12 protein-coding genes are annotated in these 12,721 nt (G+C 66.5%); 6 read left to right on the top strand and 6 right to left on the bottom strand.

Translation table 11 applies throughout. The annotated features are described in order from the left end of the window. The first annotated feature begins 7 nt into the window (after positions 1 to 7). From M4J39_RS07175 to moaA, 3 genes are read left to right on the top strand one after another with little or no spacing between them, the layout of a single operon-like run. Positions 8 to 298, top strand: a complete 291-nt coding sequence (locus M4J39_RS07175; RefSeq protein ID WP_100083628.1) for a hypothetical protein — start codon at positions 8 to 10, stop codon at positions 296 to 298. Further along, positions 295 to 1,554: a gephyrin-like molybdotransferase Glp gene (gene glp / locus M4J39_RS07170; RefSeq protein WP_251727139.1), complete on the top strand. Its 1,260-nt coding sequence runs from the start codon at positions 295 to 297 to the stop codon at positions 1,552 to 1,554. Before M4J39_RS07175 ends, glp begins: the two co-directional genes overlap by 4 nt. Next, positions 1,551 to 2,549, top strand: a complete 999-nt coding sequence (gene moaA, locus M4J39_RS07165) for a GTP 3',8-cyclase MoaA (RefSeq protein WP_251727138.1) — start codon at positions 1,551 to 1,553, stop codon at positions 2,547 to 2,549. Before glp ends, moaA begins: the two co-directional genes overlap by 4 nt. 245 nt (positions 2,550 to 2,794) lie before the next feature. On the opposite strand, the gene M4J39_RS07160 is transcribed toward moaA, so the two are convergent. The 6 genes from M4J39_RS07160 to M4J39_RS07135 are packed head-to-tail and all read right to left on the bottom strand — an operon-like array spanning position 2,795 to position 9,823. Then, the gene (locus tag M4J39_RS07160) at positions 2,795 to 3,754 is read right to left on the bottom strand and encodes an ABC transporter permease (protein WP_251727137.1); all 960 of its coding nucleotides are present in this window, start codon (positions 3,752 to 3,754) and stop codon (positions 2,795 to 2,797) included. Next, complete coding sequence (locus M4J39_RS07155; protein WP_251727136.1) at positions 3,751 to 4,845, bottom strand: ABC transporter permease; 1,095 nt, start codon at positions 4,843 to 4,845, stop codon at positions 3,751 to 3,753. The genes M4J39_RS07160 and M4J39_RS07155 overlap by 4 nt, the downstream gene beginning before the upstream one ends. Beyond that, positions 4,842 to 6,386, bottom strand: coding sequence for an ABC transporter ATP-binding protein (locus M4J39_RS07150; RefSeq protein ID WP_251727135.1), 1,545 nt, complete (start codon positions 6,384 to 6,386; stop codon positions 4,842 to 4,844). The genes M4J39_RS07155 and M4J39_RS07150 overlap by 4 nt, the downstream gene beginning before the upstream one ends. Positions 6,387 to 6,445: 59 nt before the next feature. Further along, positions 6,446 to 7,498: a BMP family protein gene (locus M4J39_RS07145; RefSeq protein ID WP_251727134.1), complete on the bottom strand. Its 1,053-nt coding sequence runs from the start codon at positions 7,496 to 7,498 to the stop codon at positions 6,446 to 6,448. A gap of 29 nt (positions 7,499 to 7,527) precedes the next feature. After that, positions 7,528 to 8,475 carry a nucleoside hydrolase gene (locus tag M4J39_RS07140; RefSeq protein WP_251727133.1) on the bottom strand — a complete coding sequence of 316 codons (948 nt, stop codon included), beginning with the start codon at positions 8,473 to 8,475 and terminating at the stop codon, positions 7,528 to 7,530. Between the two features lie 4 nt (positions 8,476 to 8,479). Continuing rightward, complete coding sequence (locus M4J39_RS07135; protein WP_251727132.1) at positions 8,480 to 9,823, bottom strand: amidohydrolase family protein; 1,344 nt, start codon at positions 9,821 to 9,823, stop codon at positions 8,480 to 8,482. A 158-nt stretch (positions 9,824 to 9,981) separates the two neighbouring features. Between M4J39_RS07135 and M4J39_RS07130 the strand changes: the two genes are divergently transcribed. From M4J39_RS07130 to M4J39_RS07120, 3 genes are read left to right on the top strand one after another with little or no spacing between them, the layout of a single operon-like run. Next, positions 9,982 to 10,944 carry a hypothetical protein gene (locus tag M4J39_RS07130; protein ID WP_251727131.1) on the top strand — a complete coding sequence of 321 codons (963 nt, stop codon included), beginning with the start codon at positions 9,982 to 9,984 and terminating at the stop codon, positions 10,942 to 10,944. Beyond that, the gene (locus M4J39_RS07125; protein ID WP_251727130.1) at positions 10,944 to 11,681 is read left to right on the top strand and encodes a creatininase family protein; all 738 of its coding nucleotides are present in this window, start codon (positions 10,944 to 10,946) and stop codon (positions 11,679 to 11,681) included. Before M4J39_RS07130 ends, M4J39_RS07125 begins: the two co-directional genes overlap by 1 nt. Before the next feature lie 24 nt (positions 11,682 to 11,705). Further along, entirely contained in the window at positions 11,706 to 12,719 is a 1,014-nt protein-coding gene (locus M4J39_RS07120) for a LacI family DNA-binding transcriptional regulator (RefSeq protein ID WP_251727129.1), read from the top strand. Positions 12,720 to 12,721: the final 2 nt, after the last annotated feature.

Raw genomic sequence — 12,721 nt, 5'->3', positions numbered from 1 at the left:
GAACGACATGCTAGGCAAGATCATTGACGATCTCGACGATCCGAACGTCGTCCTCGGCCTCGTCGCCGCTCTCGACGCCCCGGACCTGCTCGCCCGTATCGGCCGATCCGCTGAAGCGGAGGGACTGACGCCCCAGGCCTACCTCGCGGCATCGGTCCGCACCTTCGTCGACGAAGCTTCGGACGATACCTGGCTTCAGCTCGTCGGCATCATGAACCGGTCGGAAGATCCGAGCCTCGCAGCCATGCGCGCCATCCTGGAAGCCATTTTGCCGGCCAACAGGGGAGTGGCGACATGACCTTTCACGCGCCCGAAGCCTTCCCATTCCGCCCCGTCACCCAGGGCATGCGGTCTTTCGAGGACGCCCGTCGTGAGGCCCTGCGTCTCGCGGCTCCGGTTGAGCGAAGCGAGACGGTGCCGCTCGGCGCGGCGCTCGGGCGCGTTCTCGCCGAAACGATCGTCGCACCGCGCGATCTGCCCGCCTTCGATCAGGCGGCCATGGATGGCTATGCGGTCCGCTTCGCCGATGTCGCGGCCGGTCCGCTGCGCATCGATGGAGTGACCCATGCCGGCGACGCGCAGGCCCGACTGACGCCCAACTGCGCCCATCGCATCATGACCGGGGCCAGCCTGCCAGCGGGAGCGGACACGGTCGTTCCTTACGAGGAGACCATCATCGCCGGTGAGGGGGTGGCGATGCTTGGTTCCGCCAAGCCCGAGGGACACATCCGCAAGGCTGGCGAAGACATCGCGCGCGGCCAGACGGTTCTGACAAAGGGCAGGCGGCTTGCCTGGCCCGAGATTGCCGCCCTGGCGGCGCTCGGCATCGGATCTGTGCGGGTAACCTCGCCCATCCGGGTGTCCATATTGACCACCGGTGCGGAGCTGCGCAGCGCCGGTGAGACGCTGTCGGCGGCGGGCATCTACGATTCCAACGGCCCCATGTTGATGGCCTTGCTGGCCGACAGCGGCGTCGACGTGACCAGGACGACGGTGGGCGACAGCTACGACACCCTCACCGAGCGGCTCGCCGATGCCAGCCGCCAAGCCGATCTCATCGTGACCTCGGCCGGCATGTCCTCCGGCGATCGCGATCTCGTGCGCGCCGCCCTGGCGGCGGTCGGAGGAACGATCGCCGTATCCTCGGTCGCCATCAAGCCGGGAAAGCCGCTCGCCCTCGGCAGGGTCGGCGGCGCCGCCTTCGTCGGATTGCCGGGCAACCCGCAGGCGGCGGCCTTCTGCGCGCTGGTCTTCGCGCGGCCGATGATCGCGGCCCTTTCGGGGCGCCGCCGGCGCGCGCCCATCATGGCCCTGTCCGCCTTCGCCACCGGGCGTCCGCCGGAGAAGACCGAGCTCGTTCCGGTCGCGCTCGAAACGGTTTCCGGCCAGCTCACTGCCCGCCGCGTCGGACAGCCGGGATCGCATCGCCTGATGCCGCTCCTTGCCGCCGATGCCCTGGCGATCGTTGTCGCCGCCAACGCCCCGCTCAGGGCCGGCGACCGGCTTGAAGTGCTGCCTTTCCACCCCCCGGAATTTCAGGGAGTGCCGTCGTGACTTGTGCGCTGACCGATCGCTTTGGCCGCACCATCCGTTATCTTCGCCTGTCCGTGACCGATCGCTGCGATCTGCGCTGTGTCTACTGCATGGCCGAGGACATGCAGTTCGTGCCCAAGCGGGACCTCCTGACGCTCGAGGAACTCGACCGGCTGGCGTCGGCCTTCGTTGCCAGGGGCATCAACAAGATCAGGATAACCGGCGGCGAACCGCTGGTGCGCAAGGACATCTTGGCGCTGTTCCGGTCGCTGTCCCGGCACTTGCAGGGTGGGGCGCTCAAAGAGCTTACGCTGACCACGAATGGCACGCAGCTCGCCAATCATGCAGAGGCGCTGGCCGCCGCCGGCGTCAAGCGTGTCAACGTGTCGCTCGACACGCTCGATGCCGACCGGTTTCGGCTCCTCACCCGTCGCGGCCAGCTTGGTGCGGTGATGGACGGCCTGCGCGCGGCGAGGGAGGCCGGCCTCAAGATCAAGCTCAACACCGTGGCGCTCAAGGGCATCACCGAGACCGAAATCTTCGACCTGATCGACTTCGCCCACGGGCACGGAATGGATCTGACGCTGATCGAGACCATGCCGCTCGGCGACGTGGGCATCGACCGGACGGATCAGTATCTGCCGCTCGACGAGTTGCGCCGTCTCATCGAGCGCCGCCTCACCCTGGTCGACACCGCCGAGCGCTCCGGTGGGCCCGCCCGCTATGCCCGCGTTGAGGAGACCGGCGGTCGGCTCGGCTTCATCACGCCGATGACCCACAATTTCTGCGACACCTGCAACCGCGTTCGGGTGAGCGCCACCGGCGTTCTCTACACTTGCCTCGGCCAGGAAGAGCGCACCGACCTTCGATCGGCCCTGCGCGGCTCGGAGGGCGACGACCTCTTGAACACCGCGATTGCCCGCGCCATAGAGCTCAAGCCCAAGGGGCACGACTTCGCGATCGGCCCGGACCAACGGCCGGCGCTCCGTCGGCACATGTCGGCGCTTGGCGGATGAAGGGCGGGGCATAAGCTATTCGCTGAAGCCGATGGATCTCGACTCCTGATTTCCAGTTCAAAGGCGATCACAGCCACCTACGCGGTACTGCAAAAAAGCCCGACACGCCCTCCACGCCTGGTAGATCCTTCGCGGCATGCAACAGATCGGTGCGCCGCAAGTTGTGAGCTGTCCTCTTGGGCTTTATTCCCTGTAATACCGCGGGTGCCCGTTTTCCCGGCAAGGTCTTTCATCGGTCTCCCTCGTCAAGTGTCGGCCGAGCGCAGCGGCGCCGCCACGCGCCGCGCCCGTTGGGCACGCAGCGAGAACAGGATCAGGGCGATGATCGTCACCAGGAACGGGATGCTCTGGATGAGTTCGGCCGGGATCCAGCTGAACAGGTTGGGCATGACGATCGACAGCGCATCAAAGACGCCGAACAGCAGGGCCGCCCACATGGCACCGATCGGATGGCGGGCCCCGAGCAGCACGGCGCCGAGGGCGATGAAGCCGCGTCCGGCGGTCATGTCGCGGGTGAAGCCGACGTAGTTGAACATCGCGAGCTGGACACCGCCGAGACCGGCCAGCAGGCCCGAGGCGACGAGACTCCAGAAGCGCACCTTGGCGACGGGGATGCCGGCCGCCTCCGGCGCCGCCGGGTACTCGCCGACACCGCGCAGCCAGAGGCCGGGCGGTGTGCGGTAGAGGAAGTACCAGATGCCGAACACGCTGAGGATGGCCAGCCAGCTCAGCGCCGAATGGCCCGACAGCAGGCTGTGCAGCAACGGGCCGATGCCGGGGATCGCCGCGAGAAACGGCAGGTCGATCGTCGGGATGGCCTTGGAGACCAGATTGATCGAGGTGCCCTTGTCTCCGCCGGTCGCCAGCGACAGCGCGAACACCGTGCCGCCGGCCGCCAGGATGTTGACCGCGAAGCCGACGAGGATGATGTCGGCCTTCAGGCGCAGGTGGAAGAAGCCCATCAGGGCCCCAAGCACGCCGCCGGCGGCGAAGCCTGCCAGCACCGCCACGTACCAGGGCGCATGAACCGAGACGATGACGGCGGTGAGCGCCGAGATCAGCATCATGCCTTCGAGCGCCACGTTGAGCGCGCCGGAGAGATCGGAGATCAGGCCGCCGAGCGTGGCAAACAGCAGCGGCGTCGAGGTACGGATGACCGTGACGAAGAAGGTGGCCGAGAAAACGGTGATCAGGAGTTCGGTCATTTGCCGGCAGCCTCCACGGTACGAGCGGGGCCGAAGCGGAACAGTCGCACCCAGAACGCCTTGCCGGGGATCGTGAAGGAAGAGGCGACCAACAGGATGATGATGGCCTGCACGATGGAGATCACCTCCGACGGAACGTCGGATCGGATGGCCATCAACTGTGCTCCCTGGCGAAGGTAGCCGTAGAACAGCGCGACGATCGGCACCACCAGCGGCCGGTCGCGGGCGACGATCGCCACCAGGATGCCTTCGAAGGCGAGGTTGCCGTCGAAGTCGATGGCCAGGCGGCCGAAGGCGCGGCCGTGCACGTAGACGGCGCCGAGCAGGCCGCCGATCGCGCCGGCCGCCGTCATCGCCGAAATCATGGTCAGCGACGAGGGGATGCCCGCATATTCCGCGAAACGGGCGTTATGGCCGACGAGCCGCAGCTTCAGGCCCCAGCGCGTGCGGTAAAGGAGGAACCACACCGCCGCCACCGACAGGACGGCGATGACGATGCCGAGGTCGAAACGTGTGTTCGGCAGAAGAGCCGGAAAGATGGATTGGGCAGGAAACTTCTCGGTCATCAGCTGGCCGGTCCCGGTCGGCGCGAGATGGGCTCGTATCAGATAGTTGACCACCTTGATGGCGAGATAGTTCAGCATCAGCGAGGAGACGATCTCGTTGGCGCCGAAGCGGGCCTTGGCATAGCCGGGAATGAAGCCGTAGGCGGCGCCCGCCAGCATGGCGACCAGGATCCCGAGGGGCAGGGCGAGGAGGGTCGCCCCGAGGGGCGACAGGGCGATGAAGGTCGCAAACAGCGCACCGACGTAAACTTGCCCCTGCACGCCCATCGAGAACTGCCGTGCCTGGAAAACCAGCGCGAAGGCAAGGCCGGTCAACGTCAGCTTGGCCACCTCGTCGATCCACAAACCGGTCGTCCGCATCGACGAGAAGGGAGCTGTGAGCAAGGTCCCGAAGGCCTTGATCGGGTCCTGCGAAGTGAGCAGCACCACGACAAAGGTCACCAGAAGAGCGACGGCCAAGGCCGCAACGGCGCGGCCGATTTCCTTGCCGGCCGCCTTGAAGCGAGGGTCGGTTCGAAGACTCATTTGAGGGCAGCTCTCACGGTTTCGGGCGACTGCGTCTCGATGCCGAGCATGTAGCGGCCAAGAGTCTCTGGCGTGAGCTCGTCCGAGTTGACGAAAGCGGCGACGATGCGGCCGCGATAGAAGACGACGAGGCGGTCCGACAGCGCCAGCAGTTCGCCGAGGTCGGCCGAACACAGGAGCACGGCCGCGCCACCGTCGCGGGCGCCGGTGATCGACTTCCAGATGAACTCGGTGGCGCCGAGATCGACGCCGCGCGTCGGCTGGTTGACCAGCAGCAGTTTCGGCTGCTCGGCCAGTTCGCGCGCCACCACGACCTTCTGCATGTTGCCGCCGGACAGCGTTCCGATCGCCGAGGCCGGGCTGCCCACCTTGACCGAAAAACGACCGATCAGCTGTTCGGCCTGGGCGCGGATGGCCTTGAGGTCGAGCAGGCCGCGCCGCACGAAGCGCTCGTCATCGAGGCGCGTCGCCACCATGTTCTCGGCGACGCTCGCTCCGACGGCGAGACCACGGGCGATGCGGTCCTCGGGAATGCTTGCCAGGCCGATGTTGCGGCGTGCCTTGACGTCCAGCGGCAGGAGATCCTTGCCATCGACGTAGATGGCGCCATCGGCAACCGAACGAAGACCGGCCACGGCCTCGATCAGCTCGGACTGGCCGTTTCCTTCGACGCCGACCAGACCGAGGATCTCACCCTTGCGAACCCTGAGATTGAGATCCTGGCAGATGGGCGCGCCACTCTCACCATGGATGTGCAGGCCCTTCACCTCGAGGCTGACGGGGCCCTCGTCCTTGGCGCGGTCCACGCGCAGCGTCACTTCCCGGCCGACCATCATGGTCGCGAGACCATGCTCGTCAACGTCCCTGGACAACACCTCGCCCACGGTGCGGCCGCCGCGCATCACGGTGATGCGGTCGGAAATCTCCAGCACTTCCGGCAACTTGTGGGCGATGAAAATCACCGTCTTGCCCTGCGCCACCAGCGAACGGACGGCAACGAACAGCTCTTCCACCTCCTGCGGCGCCAGGACGGCCGTCGGTTCGTCGAGGATCAGCACCCGGGCATTGCGATAGAGCGCCTTCAGGATCTCGACGCGCTGTTGCTGTCCCACGGGAATGCGCCCGACCGGTGGCAGCGGATCGACCTTCAGGCGATACTTTTCGGACAGCGCCTCCACCTCGGCGATCGCCTTTTCGCGGTCGAAGCGTATGCCGGTACGAGGCTCCGCTCCGAGTACGACGTTCTCATAGACGGAGAAGGATGGCACCAGCGAGAAGTGCTGGAACACCATGCCGATGCCGGCGTCGATGGCCTCGCGCGGCTTGGCGAAGCCGACCGGCTTCCCGTCGTAGATCAGCTCGCCCGAATCCGGCTGCTCGACGCCGAACAGGATCTTCATCAGCGTCGACTTGCCGGCACCGTTTTCGCCGATCACCGCGTGCACCTCACCGGGCATCACCGTGAGATCGACGCGGTCGTTGGCCAGGGTGCCGCCCGGATAGGTCTTGGAAATCGATTTCGCCTGGATGAGAGGCACCATGTCGTCCGTCCCCGAATGGAAACGGCCCCGCCTCCGTGGAAAGGCAGGGCCGCCGAGCCTTACTTCATCACCGTGTCGACCTTGATCTCGCCGGCGACGATCTTCTTCTCCTGCTCGTCGACCGCGGCGCGCACATCGGCGGGGACCACCTTTTCGTAGTATTTGTTCTTGGAAATCGAGACGGCGCCGTCCTGCAGGCCGAGCAGCACGACCTGGCCGTAGGTAGCGGTTCCGTCGATCGTCTTCTTCAGCGTGTCGTAGAGCGACTGGCCAACCCTCTTTTCAACCGAGGTGAAGATGACCTCGGCCTGGGCCGGGTCCGACGCCTCGAAGATGACGGCCTGGTCGCTGTCGACGCCGACGGCCAGCTTGCCGCCGTCGCGGGCGGCCTGCAACGCGCCGATGCCGGTGCCGCCGGCGATGGGGAACACCACATCGACGCCTTGCGAGAACTGGGCGAGCGCCAGCTCCTTGCCCTTGGCCGGGTCGGTGAACGAGCCGGCGACGGCGCGCGTCACCTCGACATCGGGGTTGGCCGCCTTGGCCCCCTGCTCGAAGCCGACGGCGAACTCGACCACCGTCGCGCCCTCGACGCCGAGGATCTCACCGAGCTTGCCGGTCTTGGAGACCTTGGCCGCCGCGTAGCCGGCGAGGTATGCGGCCGTCGACGTGCGATACTGGATGGCCATCATGTTCTTGAGATCGGCTGCGGCGAAGTCCGGGGCATCATCGAACAGGATGAACTTCTTGTCCGGATACTCGGGCGCAAGCTCGGCCATGAAGGCGTTCATCTCCCAGGTGCCGCCGATGATGACGTCATAGTCGCCGTCTGCGGCGTCGGCGAGCGCGGGCTGCCAGCGGCCGCGATCGAGACCGGCCTCGATGACGGTGGTCTTCACCGGCAATTCGGCATCCGCCTTCCTGAGGCCGGCGGCGGCGCTGTCGAAGAAGCTCTTGTCGCCGAGGTTTCCGTGCACCACCAGCGCCACCTTGAGCGGATTGTCCTTGCTGTAGTCGGCGGCGAGGGCCGGGGAACCGGCAAACGGCAGCGCAAGCCCGGCGGCGAGGGTGAGGCCGGCGAACGTCCGCCGGCTGAGCATGTTGGTCGTCATCACTGTTCTCCTGTCTGGACGGTCTTTTATTATTGTTGGGCTTCAAAGGTCATCGAGGCGGCATAGAGCTCGGTCAGCCGCCGGATGTCGGCCCGCTCGACCAGCGTGATGGCCGGCGTGCCCAGTCGATGGCTGGGGTCGACCACGGTCATGCCGCGGGTGATGTCGGGCGCCAGCGCCACGTCGACGGAGGCGCGGATGGATCGGGTGACGATCTCCGGCTCGACCGCGACGGCCGCCGCAAAGGGATCGACGAAACGGAAGGCATCGCCGCCGCCGAAGCCGGCCACCCGCTGGCGGGCATGGTTGGCCAGCGCCAGGGAGAACCGCTTGACCGGCGACTCCGGAAGGCCGGCGAACAGCGCGTCCACCTCCGCGCCGGGCAGGTGATGCTCGACGCATGGCTCCCAGGGCACCACCACCGTGTCGAGGCCGGCGGAGAAGACGATCTTTGCTGCCTCGGGATCGGCGTAGATGTTGAACTCGGCAGCCGGCGTCACGTTGCCGCGTCCGTGGATCGTCCCGCCCATGATGGTGAGCCGGCCGATGCCCTCGGCGATCGCGGCATCGACGTCGAGCGCCAGCGCCAGGTTGGTCAGGGGACCGATCATCAGGAGATCGACCTTCCGGCCTTCCGAGCCGGCCTCGCGCAAGGTGCGGACGAGAAAACCCACCGCGTCGTCGCCGGCCGGTTCGGCCGTGCGGGCAGGGCGGGGCGCGCCGCCGAGCCCATCCTCGCCGTGGACGTGCTTGGCGTCGATCAACGGTTGGGCGATCGCTTTCCGCGCTCCCATGTGGACGGGGACCTCGATGCCGGCGACGGCCAGCGTCGCCAGGATGTTGGCCGTCGCCGCATCGAGCCCGACGTTGCCGAAAACGGTGGTGACGGCGTAGGGCGTGCGCCCCGCGGCGATCAGCAGCAGCAGCGCCTGCGCGTCGTCAATTCCGCCGTCGGTATCCAGAATGAGCCTGTTCATGCGCTCATGCCACCTCGCGTGCCGCGCGGACCCGCGCCCAGAAGTCATCATAGGTTCGATCGTAGGTCGAGCGGATTTCGCGAAAATCCTGTCGAATCAACTGCCGATCTCGGACCAGTGGTTCGCCGTCTACCCAGACGTGCCGCACATCGCGGCCGCTACCGGAGTAGATCAGCAAGGCCTCGAGATCCGGCGACTTCGAGTATCCGGGACCGTTGAGATCGACGACCACGATGTCGGCGGCCTTGCCCGGTTCCAGCGAGCCCGTGCGATTGTCGAGGCCGAGCGCCCTGGCGCCATCGATCGTCGCCATGCGCAGCAGCTCGCGGGCCGGGATCGGCTGGGCGACGCCCTGGCGGTGCGAGGCGACGAGGCCGGCGACGCGCATCTCGGCGATCATGTCGTAGGAGTTGTTGGCCGCGACATTGTCGGTGCCGAGCGCCACCGTGACGCCGGCCGCCTTGAGGTCGACGACCGGGCAGATGCCTTCGCGACCCGACCTGAGGCCGGCCGTGGCGCAGTGGGCCACCGAGGCCGCCGGCGCCCTGGCGAAGACGGCGATGTCTTCCGGAGACAAGTCGAGACAGTGGGCGGCGTGGACTCGCCCGGCGAAGAAACCATCGCGATCGAGCGCCACGGCGGCGGTGAGGCCGTAGCGGCGCAAGGTTTCCTCGTTGTCCTCGGGGCCGCAGGCCATGTGCAGGTGCAGGCCGCAGCCGTGCTTGACGGCCAGTTCCACCTCGGCGCGGATCAGTTCCTCGGTGTTGTCGACATAGGGTGCGTGGGGCCCGAACCAGGGAATGATGCGTCCATCGGCCGAGCGTTGCCGTTCGATGAAGCGGGCGGCATTGCGCAGTTCGCTGGCACCGCGCTCGGCGTCGCCCAACTGGACGATGCCGTAGGCGATCACCGCGCGGATGCCCGAGCGCCCGGCCGCCACTGCCACCTCATCGGCGAAGAAATACTGGTCGCAGTAGGTAGTCGTTCCCGACAACAGCATCTCGGCGCAAGACAGCGCCACCGCCGGCCCGATGTCGGACGCAATCAGAGATAGTTCAGGTTCGCGGATCGAGTTGTACCAACCGTCCATGGTGAGCAGGCTGTGCCCTTCGGAACAGCCGCGAAACAGCACCATCGGCGCGTGGGTGTGGGCGTTGACGAGGCCCGGCATGACCAGATGCCCCGTCAGGTCGATCACCTCGCCGAAACCCGCCGATGGCGGCACATCCCGCATCGCGCCAACGCCGGTGATCATGCCTTCGTCGAAGGCAACCCAACCGGGCGCGAACACTCTGTTGCGATCGTCCACACTCAGGACGGTGGCGTTGGCAAGGAGCGAAGAAGCCATTTGACCAGCCTTCGGTAAAGCGGTTTATTGCCGGAGCTATCGACATTTCCGGCCGCCTGTCAAATGCAAACACAAGGCCAGTGCACAATCAATGTGCGACACGGAATTTGCATAAGCCATGAGCGGTCGTTCCCAGGGCTTCCACTGAGGATGGATCAATGAGCAAGAATCCGTTCGAGGCGGATCTGTCGTCCAAACAAAGGCATGAGGCGCTTGAAGCTTCGGTCGGCGCCGCGGTGCGCGCAGCCGTCGCGACTGCCGCTTCGTCGTCGAACGGCCGGCTCGCTGCCAATGCCGGTGGCGTCCTGTTCGCCGATGACGTCGCCGGAATCATGGACCGCTTCGGCCTCGCGCGGGTCGATGACGTCATGCTGCTCGGCCTCGGCGTCGCGCAGACCATCGCTCGGCCGCCTATCTCCGGCTTTCGGGTCGGTGCCATCGGCCTCGAGACCGAAACCGGCCATCTGCTGCTCGGCGGAAACGTCGAGTTTCCCGGAACCCACCTCAGTTATACGCTGCATGGCGAAACCTTCGTCCTCACGCGCGCTTTCAGCCGCGGCACGACGATCGGCCGCATCGCGCTCGGCGAGGCCCATCCTTGCGCCCATTGCCGGCAATATCTGTCGGAGTTTGCGCGTGGCCCCCAGCTTGAGCTGATCGATCCGCTCGGTCACCGGTTGACACTGGAGCAGCTCTATCCCTGGCCGTTCGACAGCCGCTATCTCGGACATTCCGGCATTTCGCCCGGCGCCTGCAATTTTCCTCGCCTCACTCCGGCGGCGGAGGCCACAGCAAGCCCGGTCATGGAGGCACTGCTGGCGGCCGGCCGCCGCGCCCATGCCCCCTACAGCAGCTGCCCCGGCGCCGTGGTCCTCCAGATGGCCGATGGCGGCCTGATCGCTGGGGCGTCGATCGAGAATGTCGCCTTCAACCCGACCATGGGGCCGTTGCAGGCCGCGCTGGTCGACCTGATCGCCCACGGCTACGGCTTCGGCGAGATTATCGGGGCAACTTTGGGAACCGTAGCCGGAGGCGCCGTCGACTACGCGGCCAGCACAAGGGAGTTGCTGGGCGCGGTCGCTCCGGGCGCCGTTCTCGATATCATCGACTGGAGGCCGTGATGGGCGCGATTGATCTTGCCACCGCAAGTTGGCGCGACGCCGGAGAAGCGATCACCTGCGGCGCCTGGGCGGTTCTGCCGGTCGGGGCGCTGGAGCAGCATGGCTATCACCTGCCGCTCACGGTCGACACCGATCTCGCGAGCGGAGTGGCGCGCGGTATCGCCGACGCGCTCGGTGCCCTGCTTCTGCCGGCCATCGCCTATGGCGACGCCTGGAACAACTCGGGCTTCCTTGGCACGATCTCGCTGAAGCCGGAAACGCTGAAAGCCATCGTGCTGGACATTGGTCGCGAGTTGAGGCGCATGGGCGTGCCCGTCATGGTGACCTTGAACGGTCATTTCGGAAACAGGGAGCCGATCGCCCTCGCGGCCCGCATCCTTCAAGGCGAAGGGCTGAAGGTCGTCCATCTCGACTATCCGGGTCTTGAGGCGCTGGCCGCCGAAATCTGCGACAGCCCACCGGCCGGACCGGGCTTCTTCCATGCCGACGAGGTGGAGACGTCGATGATGCTGGCGCTCCGGCCCGACAGCGTCCGCATGGAGAAAGCCGTTGCCGAGTATCCGGTGTTCCCGGCGACCTTCGGCATCGAGCCGATGCAGCTCAGCGCGTTCAACCAGAGCGGCGTCTTCGGCGATCCTTGCCCGTCGACGGCAGACAAGGGGCGGCGGCTGATCGGTGGCATCGTGGCGGCCTGTCTTGCTCAGATCGAATCCTACAGGAGCCAGCATCGGCTCTAGGCCGATCTTGCACGAGGAGGTGGCATGGTCACGTTGAGCGAAGTCGCGCGGGAGGCGGGGGTATCTCCGACCGCCGTTTCCCGCCATCTCAACCGGTCGATCGTGCTGCCCAAGGCGACGGCCGATCGCATCGACGAGGCCGTCGGGCGCCTCGGCTACCGGCCCAACGCGCTGGCGAAGCGACTCTCCAAGGGTAAGGCCGAGGCGATCTGCCTCGCCACGCCCGAAATATCCAACCCGTTCTTCGCAGAGCTCGCCTCGGCCATCGAGTCGGCGGCCGCAGAGCGTGGTTATGGCGTCACCCTGCTGTCGACCCGTGGCCGTCCGGCAAGGGAGATCGAAGCCGTCAACCAACTCGCCGACCGCTATTTCGATGGTCTCATCATGATCGCGGCCCGGCCCGACGACGGCACCCTGGGAGACCTGATCGGTCGACGGCAAGGGATCGTCCTGCTCGACGAGGATGTTCCGGCCGCCAGAGTGCCGCGCATCTTCGTGGAAAATGCCATCGGCGCCCGCCTGGCAACCGAGCATCTGATTGCCATGGGTCACACCGACATTGCGCTGATTGCCGGTCCGATGGGGCTGCTTAGCGCCAACGAACGTGTGGAAGGTTTCAAGGCGACCATGGCCGCCCATGGTCTCCGCGTCGACGAGGCGCGCATGCTGCACGGGGAGTTCACGCGCGAGTTCGGCCATGAGGCGGCGCTCGCCATTGCGCGAATGTCGCCGCGACCGACGGCGATCCTTGCCTGCAGCGACTATCTTTCGGTCGGCGTGCTGGGAGCGCTCCATGACCTGGGCCTGAGTGTCCCCGACGACATTTCGCTGGTCGGCTTCGACGACATGCCGCTGGCCGAGCTGTTCGATCCGCCTCTCACCACCATAAGGCAGCCCATCGCCGAGATGGGCCGCATCGCGCTGGAACGGCTTCTGGCCTCCCTCGATGGCGTCGAGGTACCCGCCATGACCCGCCTGCCTGTGGAGTTGATCGTCCGGAAATCGGTGGCCGACATCAGAGGGAACGCGAGGCGGTGACC

Source organism: Pleomorphomonas sp. NRK KF1, from assembly GCF_023721755.1.
Lineage (GTDB): Bacteria > Pseudomonadota > Alphaproteobacteria > Rhizobiales > Pleomorphomonadaceae > Pleomorphomonas.
Note: the sequence above shows the minus strand (reverse complement) of the source record. Positions and strands in the feature narration are given on the sequence as shown.